The sequence below is a fragment of the Fictibacillus sp. FJAT-27399 genome, assembly GCF_001510655.1.
In the GTDB taxonomy this organism is placed as follows: domain Bacteria; phylum Bacillota; class Bacilli; order Bacillales; family Fictibacillaceae; genus Fictibacillus_C; species Fictibacillus_C marinisediminis.
Genome location: NZ_LMVC01000001.1, coordinates 295476 through 309914, shown reverse-complemented (window position 1 = coordinate 309914; position 14439 = coordinate 295476). Strand labels below are relative to the sequence as shown.

Sequence of the window (14439 nt, the reverse complement as noted above, 5' to 3'; positions counted from 1 at the left end):
ACTATAAATTAGATTTTTAAAATATTCCCTTCTCACAGCTTAAAAAAACAAAAAAATAAACCCGTCTAACTGAAGGGTTTATTCATTGCGGCTTACTACTACTTTTCCTATCGTCTTACTGGGATTCTAATTTCGAATGTGCTTCTCTCATCGTTTCTGCATCGATCGGTTGAAGTGTTTCCGTTAATGTTGCCTTTAATATCCCTTCATCGAACATGTTGGCCATATCTGTCAGGATCTCATGCTGCCTTTTCATATCCTCCGTTTCAAAGAGCGATCTCGTGAACATGAATTCCATGACAAACGTTACACTCTTCTGCTGAAGTAAGCTTATGTTCAGTGGTGTTTTCGTTTCTACAATCGAACAAATCTTACCTTAGGGAGCAATTGCTTCCATCATACTTTCCCAATGCTGATTTGTACTGTTCAGACAAAATATGCAATCCACTTCAGACATCCCTATTTTTTTCAGCTGCGGTAAAAAGTCCTCATAATGGCTGATTGTATAGTCCGCTCCATGTGTTTTAGCCCAGACTTCGGTCTCTGCTCGTGAGGCGGTCCCAACCACGGTCAATCCTGCCCAACTTGCAAGCTGAAGGGCAATAGAACCTACTCAACGGGAGGATTAACAGAGATTGCTTTTACTTTTACGAGAAGATCTCTTTTACCTGGAGTTGGTTTATCAATTTCTACATCTAACAGACTCTCAGGATTATCAATCGGTAAATACTTATACAAACCTACCGCCTTCATTTTTCCCCTCAAAACTATCATCCTTTCTTTCTGTTTATGTTTCCCTCAACGATACAGAAGAAAACAGCGGGACACCATTAAAAAAGACTGGTTAAACGAAAAAAAGAAGCTGAAAAGCCCTTTAAGGTCAGCTTTTATGTTTACCAACGTGTATTTGTCCAAATTTTGCTGCCCGTCCAAACCAACAATGATCGGAACGCATAAACTATGACAAGTACAAGTTCTAATTTTTAAGAAGGTGGTTGAAAAATGAATTCCTCAAAACATTCACAAACTTGTAAACGATTTAAACACCTTAAATCGGGAAACAAAGTGACTGTTCGTTTACATGATACATCGGTTCAAATTACCTTTAGACATTATGACTCTAATAAGGGTCTTGTTACGGGAGAGATTGCTGATGGGAGTATTGTAAAATTTAATTGCTGTGACGTAAACTCCGTAAACTCTATCAAAAAGACTCCGTCTCAGAATTGGTTCATTGAAGGGCGAACCTGAAGTTATTGCGATCATGAAGGTTCTCGTGCTTAGGTAGACCAACTTGGCACTAACAAAAATGGCAGAGAATATCACGAAAGGACAGCTGAAATTAGCTGTCCTTTTGACATTCGATTTTATGAAAAGACGATTATCGTTTTTCCTTTAACGTGTTTCGATTTATTGTAGTATAAAAATTCAATACTCTGTAATACAAAAAAAACCTTGAAAATCAAGGACTTTGAATAAACTGTTATGGTGACCCGAGAGGGGTTCGAACCCCCGACCTCTACCCTGTCAAGGTAGCAAAAGTCACTTTCAGACGTATCAAGGTGTAAGCCTACATTAATTAATGCCGACCACTTCACATTTAGTTATTACACTTTCTATTATAAAGTGGTCACCAAAATTTGTAAAGCGGACTTGTTCATACCCATTTTATACACTTTACGCATAATCTGCTAATTAGGTAGCCTTTTTTGAAACTCATCCCACTCTTCAGTTTAGGTAATACTCCTAAATTATCTTTACTTCTCCTTTTGTCCAATACAATTTAGATTTGCTCATAAGGTCCTCCTCGATGTAAACAAGAAGAGATATTACTATAACAGTTTTATAACGTCATAATATTCTGTTAAAAAATAAAATTATAACTTATATTACTCCTGAATTGCGGTTAAAACTCCATCTTCAAAATATAAATATTTATATCCTGGATAAACCCATTGTTCAGTAACACTATTTGCCGTAGTTGTTTTATTTACATCTGTTGGTTGTCCCCATTTAGAATTAAGGACTTCTTTTTTTGTCATTCCAATTGTAGGTAATGGCTTGGCTGCTTCTTCTTTAGCCTTTTCTTCGGCTTCCTTCTCTTGACTCTCCTGTATGGCTTCTAACTCTCTTTCGGTGTCAAATTGCTCTTCCCATTGTTTATGAGTCATGTACTTTCCTATGTAATTTTTTATTTCAGAAGATAAGACACCATTATATTTTGGATCAATCCAACCTAAATTTTCTTTGAAACCATAATAATCAGGGTCATTATAATCTTCCATAATTTCTCTCGCTTTAGCAAAATGTATTAGGGTTGAGACAGTTTCATTTTCTGCAATTTTTTGATTTTCGTAATCTATTACTTCTAAATAGTTACCTTCTTTAATATAACTGACGATTTCATTAATTTGATCTTCAAGAGAAAATTGAGCCTTCTTCTCATTTTGATTTTTATAATCATTTACTTTTTCGAGAGTCTTTCTGTTTAGAAGTTCTAAATATGGTTTGGATTGAGAAAGTAATGCTTCAACAACTACTACATTACCTAATTCCAACAAGTTACTAACTGAAGAATAATAAATTGTACTTACTCTCTTTTTATTTTCTTTACTGATTAAATCTCCATATTTCACTTGTACATCTCTAATTGTCTGTACATAGTCCTTTTTGTTATATGAGGTAGTTATTTTTTTAAATGCTTCTTTCTCTGTTTGTAGATTTAATTTTTCATTCTTATTCACTACTTTTTTAGTCTTAGGATGTTCGACAGCATTTGTATGAGAATTGCAACCAGTAAGTAATAGGCAAAAACCTATAGCATAAATAAGTGCATATTTTCTTTTTAACAAATCGGAAACCTCCTTTATACCCAGTATATTTGACACATTTAGTTCGTTTCCTTTAAATGGAAAATAAAAATTTTTACCTACATACGAACATATATTCTTATTTTGTGGTATATACTTGATTAAGGAGTTGATATAAATGACCCTTCGTGACCGAGGAAGTTTAAAATGGACTGCCATGATGCTGCCTGAACATGTGAAAGCGTTACGAGAATTCGACTGGGATCAAAGTAAAAAAGTTAAACCAGAACTTGATGAGCAGCAATTAGAAATCATTGAAGAAACCATCTGCGAAGCAATGGCTGAGAATTTAGATTTGTGTTTTACATACTTTAAGCAAGATGATTTTCACTTACTTATTGGAAAGGTTCACTATGTAGATAACTTCAGAAGAGAATTACGAATCGTGGACTATCATGATGAATTACATAAAATTAAACTTGATGGTGTGATTGATGTGAAAATTAATTAAGGTTTTGCATTATATCCTCTTTTCAAAAGCATCCATATTGACTTTCGTTTTTTTGTAAGGATAACTGAATGGTAAATTTTTTGATTGTCTTGGTAGTAATCATCCTTTGGATAGTCACTAATCCTTACTTTATGATGATTCTGAAGAAATTCAAGTAACGTAAGTTTAATTTCCATTTCCGTCATTTCATTAATCTGTTCAGCAAAATAATCTTTTCTCAAAAAGAACACCTCCCATTTTTTCTAATTTCGACAAAGTAGGTCTAAAGTCCTTTTCATGAATTAAAAAAGCACTCGGTTAAGAGTGCTTAATTTGCTATATCAATGCTTCCTCTTTTAATTGATTATTACCTTTTTCTGTGATATGAATATTTTCCCACCATATGATAGCGATGTTATTTTTAAAAATAGGATCAGATTGGCCTCCCTTAGTAAGGGCTTCACCTTCAAAACGAATATAGCTAAATCGCTCAAGTTTCAGAAGATAAAATCCAATTTCACGTCTACGTTGCATTCCCTCTTCATCAAATTCTAATTCATTTAAATTATGATTGGCTGTAGGATTAGTATTTTTATTATATAATGCTTTAAGGATTTCCTTTTCCAGTGCATGCATGATACCTTCACCTCCCTTCTGCCTACACTTTCGACAAAAAGGTAAATATTCCCTTTATTTCCTGTTTTTCTTTCTTTTGTGCAACAAAAAAGACATCCTATTAATGTGGATGTCTTTTATAACTATTTCACTTGTTCTTGTAGCACTTCTTTTAATAATTCAATCGCATTGTCTTCACTTGGGTCATTCGTTTCAAGTTCCCCTCGGAAGGCTTTTTGTAATATTGACTTCTCCGCTTGTAAAAGCTCATTGAAAATCTCCCTATACTTTATCTCTAACTCATCTACTATACTTATATACCTCTCAACTCGACGTACAATCTCTATTTGTTCTTTCAGAGGTGGGACAGGGATATTAACTTCTTTCAGCTTTTCCTGAGTTAAATGTCTTATAGTGGTTTGAGATGTTAGCTTTTCAAACTCCCCCTTATTATGGGAATCGAGCATAAAGTAATAAACCCATTCTGGTAGAATAAGGTCTTTATCGCATCTCAAACGATGTAGCGCTTTTTGATACATGCAAGGTGTAATTTCTTCATTCCAAATTGCAGTACGACCTACAACGCCACCTTCACAAACCAGTAAATCTCCCTTTTTCAGTGAATATTTTTCTATCTCTTCTTCTTTAAACCCCATTTCTAAGACATCTGATAATTCAACTTTACCCCATTGTACATTTGCATTCCTTAAATAAGGTAGCATTATTAAATTTTCGCCGTACGCCTTCCTTGACAGCATTTTCCCTAACTGCATTTCACATATTAATCCTATTTTAGTTATAGCCCAATTTTCAATATGATGAAGTACCTTTTCTTGTTCAACGGAATTGTTTCTTTTCTTAACTTTTCCGTTAGCTTCTTGCTTATTAAATAACTTCTCTAGTAATTTCATTGCATCCTCAACATCTAATTGCCCTTCTCTCCAATCTCTGGTTAAATCACCTTCACAAGCAGCCGATATAATTTTTTTCTTAAAATTCTCTGATAGTTCTGGAATGTAATTAATGAGCCTTTTCGCTTCTTCAATTTTACCCAAAAGACGCTCTACTTTCTCAGCAATCCGTTTTTGTTCTTTCAAAGGAGGTAAAGGCATTTTAAAATATGATAAGTCATTTTTATTGAACCCAGCCTGTGCAGAACGTGAGATTGCTCTCAAAGGTGACTGAAAATGTTCAGTATGAAGCAACCAAAACAAATACTTTCTATCTATAATATTTTTAGGATACGTTACTTTTGCTAAAGCAACATTATATGCTCCACTCAACCCTGTTAATATCCTTCCCACAGAAGCACCATATCTCGCTATTAATATATCGTCCTCTTCAATCACTCGTAAGTTCTTTTTGAAAGGGATATAAGTAGGATAATCATTAGATGCAAAATCTCTTATTTGAACTAAACGAATGTATCCTTCTTTAGGTTCACTAATAAATTGACTTTTAGGAGGTTGTGTTCCTCCACTGATATCTAGTATTGATGTGAAATAAAAATAAATCCAATTCTCTGGTACTTCAGAATGCTCTTCCACTGTCACTAATGCTTCCTCTAATAATTCCTCGATGGTCCTCTTTTGCTTATTCATCTGCTCGAAGCTCCTTAACCACTTCGTTTAATAAATCCATTGCTTGCTGAAGTTTCGCAATTGCATCTTCTGCTGAATCAATTGGATCTGGTAAGTTTTCGTATGATGATAATGATTCATCCGCAATAAGTCCCATGTCCCAGCTATCGTTTTTTTTCGCAATTTCTTCACGTGAAAACTTGTTCCAGCGTTCATCTTCCACTTTAGAACGATCTTCTGCCACGAATGCTTTCATGAAGCTTTCAAAATGAGCCATTGTTAATTGATTACGTTTTCCAAATGAAGACATGTTTGTGCGGAGGTCATATACCCAAACGTCTTTTGTATTGCTTTGATCTGTCTTTTCTCTTGTAAAAAATAAGACATTTGTTTTAACACCTTGTGCATAGAATATACCTGTTGGTAATCGTAAAATGGTGTGTAAGTTACACTTATTCATTAAGTCACGGCGAATTTGCGCTCCAATTCCACCCTCAAACAAAACGTTGTCTGGCAACACAACTGCTGCACGAGCATTACCGTCATCTTTTAATGCGTTGTATATTAGTTGTAAGAAGTTTAACTGCTTGTTAGATGTTTCAAAGGTTAAATCATCTCGTGAAACTCGTTCTCCACCTTTTTTTGTACCGAAAGGAGGATTTGTCAATATTACATCAAAATTCTTCATCCATTTCCCGTTACTTGATAAAGAATCTCCATTTTCCAATCGACCTTCAATATTATGAAGTAATGCATTCATTAAAGCTAAACGGTGAGTTCCCTTTACAAGCTCCATCCCTGTAAAAGCTTCTTTCTTTTGGAACTCCGCTTCGTGTGGATCAAGGTCAAAATAATCGTCTGTTTTATTTTTTAAGTATTGGTCTGCAGCAATCATAAAACCAAATGTTCCTGCTGCTGGGTCATTACAGCGTTCCCCTACCTTAGGGTCAACAAGTTGAACCATTACATCAATTAATACACGAGGAGTAAAATATTGTCCTGCTCCAGACTTAGTTTCGCTCGCATTTTTCTGAAGCAAACCCTCATATAGGTTTCCCAATCCCTCTTCCTTTGCATTGTACCAATCGAGGGCATCAATAGATTTTATGATTTTTTCTAAGTTTTTAGGCTCTTCAATACTTGTAGCTGCATCACTATAAATTAAACGAAGGCGTTCATTTCCACTGCTCCCAAGCTCTAATAATAAGCGTTGATAGAATGATTTTAATGGCAAACCTTCTTTGTTCACCAAGTCATCCCAACGATAACCTTCTGGAATAACATCTTCTGTCTCTTGTTCTTTCATCATTTTTAGAAATAATAAATACGTTAGTTCCGTCACATATTGTTGATATGTAATTCCGTCATCACGCAGGACATTACATAAACTCCATAGCTTTTGAACGATTTTTTGGTTGTTCATTTTCTTCCTCCATTGTGTCAATTAATTATGTTAGGGTTTTACATCATACCTATAGGATTTTTTAGCCAACCGATTTATTATAACTTAAAAAATGCCCCTAGAAGAGGCATGATTTAACTAATATAGAGGTTCTCATTTATTGTATTAACAACAGTATCAATAAAATCACCGAACTCACGCCTTAGCAGCTTATATCCGCCTTGACTAAGAAAAGGCTCTTCTGAGAAAGCATCTTGTGGTGTGGGTGCTAAAACAGGTACTTGTATTAATTGTTTTTCAATTCTCTCTAACCACTTCTTTTGCCTAGGTGTCCAATCATGTAATGAATGTACTTTTTGCATGGCTTGTTTTATGCGTGTATCATGATCGATGAGCGCTTCTCCCAAAGCAGCTTGACGAATAAAGCTGATAATGTCCGCAGCAATTTCTTCATTTTTTGTTTGTTTCCACGCCGTTTGCAAATGAGATTGCTTAAATCCTTTCGTTTCCAGTATGGTAATAAGCTCCCGTAAATCTTGCCGTGTTAAGTCTTTAGGACGTGTACAAACAAGATTAAGAGCAGGTATTTCATTTATATTCTCTTGGACGAAACGAACAAACCCATCTAAATAATCTTCAGGACGCTTGTTTCCTTCACCATATCCTCGAATCACATCTGTTACTTTATCTTCCTTCTGGGAGATATATCGTTTCTCCCCTTTAGCCCGAAAGCCTTCAATGTATTCAAATAATATGTTATTTTGTTTTGCATCTTGTGGCGTATAAGTTTGAACTTCTTTAGCCCATTCATCGATATTTTTCCCATTAGATAACTCTTCGAATTTTCGTTTTCCTTCTTCATTCAATCTTTGCTTACGACGTTGAATTTTCGCTACTAGTTGATCACGATAAAACGTTGCTTCTTCTTCTGTTGTCGAATGTGCTAATGATTCATATAATTCACTAATACTTGAATTTTGTTGTTTGACCACTGGCTTCATCTCAGTATAGTTTTGCAACTTATCATAGATCCCAACCGCATCATAAATATTAAAATGCGTTTTACCAATGTCAGGACAAAGGCGAGTTGCACGACCAAGCATTTGGTCATACAGAATACGAGACTGAATACGTCGTAAAAATACCAAATTTGTAATAGGAGGAACATCAATGCCAGTCGTGAGTAAATCTACAGTAACAACTATATTAGGCAATCGCTCATTTTTAAATCGTTTGATCGCCTCTAATGGTTTGTAAATAGAACCCGTAATTTTCATAATAGCATCATCTTCAATTTCATCGCCACGATCTTTAAACGCTTCCTTTAATAACCTTACAACCAAATCCGCATGTAGATCAGTAGCAGCGAAGATTAGTGTTTTCTGTTTCCCTGTTGGCTCAATGTAATCAGCAAGCTTATTTAGCACAGCTCGATTAAACGGTTCAGTAATAACCCTTTTATTAAACTGCTCAACTTCAAAGTGTACGGTATCTTCAATTTTCTCAAGTTGAACTTCACCATCCTCAGTGTCGAAAAATTCGACTTCTTCATCTTTTTCAAACGTAATTCCTGCTTGTGAAAGCTCTGTTTTAAATAGATACGGAGGTTCATGGTCAACTAGATAACCATCCAATACCGCTTCACTATAAGAGTACTTATAAATAGGCATACCAAAGATTTCTGTTGTATGAAGTGCAGGAGTGGCTGTTAGCCCTAAACATGCAGCATCAAAATAATCAATAACACGTCGATATTGACTAGCATAATCATTTTGATCTCGAAATTCTAATTCATCTTCAGTCATTTCTCGATCACTTGTATACCCACGGTGCGCTTCGTCTACTATGATAAAATCATATTGTCCAATACTAGGCAGTTTTTCCTTATCACTATAGAATAGCCTTCTAACCATTCCCTGTACAGTTGCAATCTGTACTTTTGTTTCCACATCTGGAGTCATTTCCTCCAAGGATTTTACATCGTAAATATCTGCAAAAGAGTAGCCTTCAATTTTTGTATCCTTTAAAGCATCCTCTGTCTGTTTTCCTAATGAATTGCGATCAACTAAAAATAAAACACGACGACATTTTTTTGTCTTAATTAGCCTATACATGAGAGCAAGAGCTGTACGGGTCTTCCCTGTTCCCGTTGCCATAGCAATCAACATTTTTCTGTTTCCTTCTGTCAGCCCTTTTTCAGCGGCAAGAACGGCATTTTGTTGATAGTGACGCAGACCGAACTTAGTAATATCCTCTTCCTCAAGTTTTTTATTTGCATCTTGATCATCTTGACTAAGGAGCAGTTGCAAATCTTCAGGCGAATGCCATCCTTCTAAAGGACGAGCATGTTCCAATGGTTTACGTGAATCCCAAAACCAAATACCCGACTCTTCTTGAAGCTGTCTCAAAAAAGGTCTACCGTTAGTCGCATATAAAAATGGCACTTTGTATCCACCAGTAGTCGGAGTAACCATTTCATTTTCAATTTGGACCACATTTTTAGCGTACACTTTAGTTTGACTTTCTAAAGAACCTGGTATAGTCTTCCTCTGTGCTTTTGCTTCAATAAATCCAACAAGCTTTAGACCTAAAAAAAGAGCATAGTCAACTCTGCCACCCTTAACCTTCCACTCAGCTATTGCCATATTACGATTTTTTTCAGGCAAAGTACCATTCTTATAATGATTTAATATATCTGTATCTACTTCCCATCCAACCGTGCGTAGTTTTTCATCAATCATAATCCGAGTCTCAGCTTCTGTTAGCTGTTGACGACGGATAAAGCTTTTTGATTTCTTTTTACGCTTTACTTTTGCATCTGCTTGTTCTGTTTCAGCTTGCTGGAGAATGCTCTCTAACTCCTCTTCAAGCTCTTTAACTTTGTTCTCGTACTCACGCTGAAGTTTTTCTGTATCCTGCACTTCTCGCTCTTGAGGATCTGTGTACTCTGAAGCTTGAAAATCCCAATCACCATAAACCTCCATAAACCAAATAGACAGACGAAAAGTTAAATGCAATAAAGCCTTTGCTTCTTCTGTCTTCCCATATCCCGCTTCATGCATTGCGGAATTTCCTTTTCGACGGAGCATGTCAAATATATCTAATAATTCAGGCTCAGCTAACCCTTCTCGTCGTAGCGTGTTGATTCGATCTATCTGATTTGTTCCATGCACTTCTCGTATGTTTTCAGAAGCAAGTATAATTTTCGCAATTGTCTCCCCAAACAGCCTCAGTTTCATTAACGTAGTATGAGGATCACGATAAACATTTCTCTCTGCTGTCTCCCCTAAGTTAGCAAGCACATCCCATTTCCCTTTAAAAAATGAAAAGTTGCTATTCACTGTTATCACCATTTTCTGAATGAATGTATTATGTTTATTATACTATAAAAATACAAAAATTGGTGGATACCCAGTATGCAGTGTTTTTCCAGTTTGCTATTGTCTTATTGGTAATTTCCAAGTAAAAAACAGTCACTTTTTAATGACTGTTTAACTCGTTATAGTCTGTTATTTTAATAAAATCGATATTTCATTAATTCACTAACGGCATGAAAAATTGGTGACGTGTGCGTACACCTACCATGTACTTGTCTGATTGTTGTGGGGGCAAATAATGTGGAAAACACCCCCCCTGCCCCATAAAAAAGGGACTCCCTTCTGGAAGTCCCTTTAAATAGTCACCTGTTGATGCTCTTTGATTAACTTGTCTAAAGTTGGTCTTGATACACCTATTTCCTTTGCTAGCTGAGCCTTTGATACTTCTCGATTCATGTATCTTTGATATTGTTGGTCGAAGTCTGGGATCGATACTTCTTTTCGTCCTTTGTACTTTCCTGCTGCTTTAGCTATAGCAATACCTTCACGTTGTCTTTCAAGCATGTTTTCACGTTCAAAATCATTAATGGCACTAATCATCTTTAACATCAATCTACCTGTTGCGGTTGAAGTATCAATGTTCTCTTTAATGGATACTAATTGAACTCCTTTTGATTCTAGTAGTTCAACTAGCTCTAACAAGTCCTTTGTAGAACGTGCTAATCTTGAGAAGTCTGCAACGAAGACTGTATCTCCTCCTCTTGCGAAATCTAACATCTCTTGTAACTTGGGTCTATCTACATTCTTAGCAGACACCTTTTCTTGGTACACCTTATCTATTTTGTACTGCTTCATTGCTTCAACTTGTCTTGCTTCGTTCTGTTCAACTGTTGATACTCTTATATATGCTATGTTCATGTTTTAACGTTCCTTCCGTATGTATCGCTGAATCAAGAATAGCATGATGTAAAAATAGACTCAAGCACTTTGTTTACAAATTGTAAATTTATTATAAATTACATTTTAGATTTACAACATTGTAATGCTTAAAGTTTGTAAACTTAAGGCACGCTCTAGATTTACATATAGCTTACCGAAAACAACATGATAAAGCAGAGATATCTATTCCATTGATATCACTCTAATAGGATACGGCTCTGTTATTGGTTATCGGTTACCATTGTCGAACTGCATCAGTTCATTACTATATGTTTTATCGCTTTATCACACTAAATCATATCAATTACTTGAGTCGTGTCGGAAAATTAACGAATGTTTGTTTGTGGATGAGTGTGGTTTCTGTATCATGACAACAACTAACTCAGAACTCCTCAACAGGGTTTCATATAGTCCATAGATTTAGTCCTAGACTAACCGAATATAAAGAGGAGAGAGAAGAAAGCAGAGTAGATCTCTTTAACACCACTACAAGCCATTCTGAGCGTCTGTGAGCGTGTGTGCTTTAGACCACTACCGTCAGCACAATACAAAGAAGCGTTCCTGCTTAATACAGAAACGCACCTTATTCCCTTGAAGAAGCCTTACCAGTGGTATTTGCACAAGAAGAAAAGGGACTGCCCCAAAAGTCCCCGATCTTATTTTTGTAAATGTATTCCATTTAATTTGGAATATAGTATACTTTTATTAAAGATTTCCAAATGTGGTTATCGAGGAGTGTTAACTAAACATGGACGACAAAATTAATGTACGGACAACATCAAGAGATTCTGCTGTTTGTGATGACATTGAATTGAAAAAGACATCTACTACTAGGCTTATATTCAAACCTGAGATAGTGAACAATATTAATAATCCTGAGGCATCTGTTAGAGGATGCTTCATCTTTCAAAAGAAAGGCAAAAATTCTTCTTGGGAAGATTATAAGGAGTTAGAGTTAAGTAAGTTAAAAGCTGAGGAATGGATTAAGCTAGAGCTAAACTCTGAGGCTATGCTGACTCTTACTAGAGAAATCCAGAAACATTATGCTGTACATGAAAAGTATGGGGTTATGTATGGAGGATTTCGCCTTTTCAAGAGTAGCCCTGATATTGAGAGACTGATTGAAATTTTTGAGAGTAACACTAATCTGCTTACTCAATTAATGGAGAATGACAAGAGTGAAGCTCTAGAGAAAACATTAGAATGGATTGTTACAAATGATAATCCAGATAAAATAATTGACAGGCTTAAAAACCTAAAAGAGAAAGATTTAGACCAACTTAATACTCTTGTTGGGATAGCTAACCTAAAAAAAGTATTGTCTGTTTGGGAAGGCAACAAACTCAATAATACCTCTGAGAAGTTTTGGCAAAGTGTCTTGAAAGAAAATACTTGGATTTTGAGTCAGATTTTCTCTAATCCAACCGTTTTGATAAATGATGAGGCTTATGTAGGAGGAAAGACTATCAACAACGATAGTGGCAAACTAGTAGATTTCTTATATGCGAACCCCTTCTCAAAAGATGCTGTACTTATTGAGATTAAGACTCCCTCAACTCCTCTAATTACTCCCAATGAGTACAGAACAGGAGTATATTCAGTACATAAGGACTTGATGGGAGCAGTTACACAAGTATTGACTTATAAGACAAGCCTACAGAGGGAGTATCAGTCTATAGACTATAACAATTATAGACAGGGAATCAAAACTGATTTTGACATTATTAACCCTTGTTGTGTTGTTATAGCAGGCAGGTTTGATACATTAACTGATACCGCCCATAGACATTCCTTTGAGTTGTACAGAAAAGAGCTAAAAAATGTAACTGTAATTACTTTTGATGAGCTTTTTGAAAGAGTTAAGGGTTTAATCCAGTTATTAGAAGGATAAGCCCTCGCCCTCCCTTTTTTGCTTCCTCTAAGCTTATAGAATCAACCTGTTAAAGCTAAGAAAGATTATTAAAAGAAAAGGCAAATCTAAAGAAAAATTTGTCTTTTCTTTTTTGTTTTAACATTGCAAATTAAACTCTCGCCCCAGGTAGTTTGAGTACAATCTTTCACATACAATAGAGATCCTTTTATAACAAACAATAAAATCACAGTTTTATTAGATATTTATGTCAATATGTTTTGCCACCTTTAACGACTTGATATTATTGCATCTCAAAACCCGTGACATTGAGTTATGACTGTTATCGGGGTTTTTATTAAAATCAAAAAAGTCGATTCCACAATATTATGGAGTCAACTTTTAATTTAACTTATTTTTAGGTTAGCTATTAATAGAAAATAGCAATCTATCATTAGCTTGCAAACCAATCTCATTCCAAAATATTTCAATCCATTCGCAAAGAGGATTTAAAACTCTAAAGTCCTCCCAATCTGGATATGTTAAATTAAGCTGATTAAAAATCTCTAGAAGTTTTTCTAGGTTGTCTGCAAATCCTAATTTCCTAAATAATTCTATTATATACTTGTAGACCTCACTTAGTTCAGAATCACTTTCAAAAAGCCTAAATGCTACAATTATACCCAATAACTGACCACTGTAATATAAAATATCTTTAGTGTAGTATTGAATTGTAGTACAAAAACCATTCGATTCTCTAATTTCAGCTTTTGCCAAAACTAGTTTTTTTTCTAAATCTAATATACTATTAGCTAAATAGTTCCCATAGAAATCAATATTCTCTCCTAACAAAGAGTTTGAATTGGTGATTTGCATCAACTCTGCAATAGAGTATGACGCTATAAAGTTCGCTTGAAATTCAGACCAGCCAATAGACGCTATATCATACAAGATACGTTTCTTATCCGTTAAAAAACTGTACGTTACAAAAGATTCGGGGAAGATACTTGACGTATTGAAATCATCATAAACATGACCAAACTCATGTTGAACATAATGTATCTCAAGAGGACACTCTGTATAAGGAAAATCCAAGACATTTTTAAAATTTTCTAGATTTAAAAATATGGTTGTTTGAACACAACCATTAGTATCCGTATACTGACATACCTTCCCCGCAGCACCTTCACTATGTCCAAGTTTAGAAATTCCATTTTCAATCTGAAATTTTTTAACATCATTGGAAAAATAATCTGTAAACACAATACTTAAATTCTCATTCGGAAATGGAGGAGTTACACGAAAAATAAAATTCAAATTCTCTATTAGACGACTTTTTAATTCCGTACTTAATGGATTATATTTATTGGACCGAACATCAACTTGCATTTAACTACCACCTTATCTTATCTTTCTTTTTTTGCACTTACTACGTAA

Annotated in this window: 10 protein-coding genes, 1 tRNA gene and 1 pseudogene; 2 read left to right on the top strand and 10 right to left on the bottom strand. The window is 35.1% G+C overall.

Annotated elements, in window-relative coordinates:
* Positions 1–78: 78 nt before the first annotated feature.
* The 3 genes and pseudogenes from AR335_RS22820 to AR335_RS01590 form a co-directional block, all read right to left on the bottom strand.
* Positions 79–753 (bottom strand): annotated as a pseudogene (locus tag AR335_RS22820) (zinc-binding dehydrogenase).
* Positions 754–1486: 733 nt separating this feature from the next.
* Positions 1487–1587, bottom strand: a tRNA-Val gene (locus AR335_RS23485).
* A gap of 302 nt (positions 1588–1889) precedes the next feature.
* Positions 1890–2852 (bottom strand): hypothetical protein, encoded by a 963-nt coding sequence (locus AR335_RS01590; RefSeq protein ID WP_062231516.1) that lies wholly within the window; start codon positions 2850–2852, stop codon positions 1890–1892.
* A 136-nt stretch (positions 2853–2988) separates the two neighbouring features.
* Here AR335_RS01590 and AR335_RS01585 point away from each other — a divergent pair, with 136 nt between their 5' ends.
* On the top strand, positions 2989–3321 hold the full coding sequence (locus AR335_RS01585; protein WP_062231514.1) for a YolD-like family protein: 333 nt from the start codon (positions 2989–2991) through the stop codon (positions 3319–3321).
* Here the strand turns inward: AR335_RS01585 and AR335_RS01580 are convergent.
* The 6 genes from AR335_RS01580 to AR335_RS01555 all read right to left on the bottom strand — a co-directional run bounded on the left by AR335_RS01580 (position 3318) and on the right by AR335_RS01555 (position 11132).
* Positions 3318–3542 (bottom strand): hypothetical protein, encoded by a 225-nt coding sequence (locus AR335_RS01580; protein ID WP_062231512.1) that lies wholly within the window; start codon positions 3540–3542, stop codon positions 3318–3320. The two genes, AR335_RS01585 and AR335_RS01580, sit on opposite strands and share 4 nt — an antisense overlap.
* A gap of 94 nt (positions 3543–3636) precedes the next feature.
* Positions 3637–3936: a hypothetical protein gene (locus AR335_RS01575; protein WP_062231510.1), complete on the bottom strand. Its 300-nt coding sequence runs from the start codon at positions 3934–3936 to the stop codon at positions 3637–3639.
* A gap of 122 nt (positions 3937–4058) precedes the next feature.
* Positions 4059–5516, bottom strand: coding sequence for a restriction endonuclease subunit S (locus AR335_RS01570; protein ID WP_062231508.1), 1458 nt, complete (start codon positions 5514–5516; stop codon positions 4059–4061).
* Complete coding sequence (locus AR335_RS01565) at positions 5509–6918, bottom strand: N-6 DNA methylase (protein ID WP_062231506.1); 1410 nt, start codon at positions 6916–6918, stop codon at positions 5509–5511. Before AR335_RS01565 ends, AR335_RS01570 begins: the two co-directional genes overlap by 8 nt.
* 113 nt (positions 6919–7031) lie before the next feature.
* Entirely contained in the window at positions 7032–10238 is a 3207-nt protein-coding gene (gene hsdR / locus AR335_RS01560; protein WP_199805041.1) for a type I restriction-modification system endonuclease, read from the bottom strand.
* Positions 10239–10568: 330 nt separating this feature from the next.
* Positions 10569–11132 (bottom strand): recombinase family protein, encoded by a 564-nt coding sequence (locus tag AR335_RS01555; protein WP_062231501.1) that lies wholly within the window; start codon positions 11130–11132, stop codon positions 10569–10571.
* 769 nt (positions 11133–11901) lie between these two features.
* On the opposite strand from AR335_RS01555, the gene sduA reads away from it, so the two are divergent.
* Positions 11902–13044 carry a Shedu anti-phage system protein SduA gene (gene sduA, locus AR335_RS01550; protein WP_062231498.1) on the top strand — a complete coding sequence of 381 codons (1143 nt, stop codon included), beginning with the start codon at positions 11902–11904 and terminating at the stop codon, positions 13042–13044.
* A 381-nt stretch (positions 13045–13425) separates the two neighbouring features.
* Here the strand turns inward: sduA and AR335_RS01545 are convergent, their stop codons facing one another.
* A complete protein-coding gene (locus AR335_RS01545; protein ID WP_062231496.1) occupies positions 13426–14391 on the bottom strand; it encodes a hypothetical protein in 966 nt (321 codons plus the stop codon).
* Positions 14392–14439 lie beyond the last annotated feature (48 nt).

Coding starts and splice junctions, on each gene's coding strand:
- AR335_RS01585 (WP_062231514.1), top strand. CDS start 2,989: ATGACCCTTCGTGACCGAGGAAGTTTAAAATGGACTGCCATGATGCTG.
- AR335_RS01575 (WP_062231510.1), bottom strand. CDS start 3,936: ATGCATGCACTGGAAAAGGAAATCCTTAAAGCATTATATAATAAAAAT.
- AR335_RS01570 (WP_062231508.1), bottom strand. CDS start 5,516: ATGAATAAGCAAAAGAGGACCATCGAGGAATTATTAGAGGAAGCATTA.
- AR335_RS01565 (WP_062231506.1), bottom strand. CDS start 6,918: ATGAACAACCAAAAAATCGTTCAAAAGCTATGGAGTTTATGTAATGTC.
- AR335_RS01555 (WP_062231501.1), bottom strand. CDS start 11,132: ATGAACATAGCATATATAAGAGTATCAACAGTTGAACAGAACGAAGCA.
- sduA (WP_062231498.1), top strand. CDS start 11,902: ATGGACGACAAAATTAATGTACGGACAACATCAAGAGATTCTGCTGTT.
- AR335_RS01545 (WP_062231496.1), bottom strand. CDS start 14,391: ATGCAAGTTGATGTTCGGTCCAATAAATATAATCCATTAAGTACGGAA.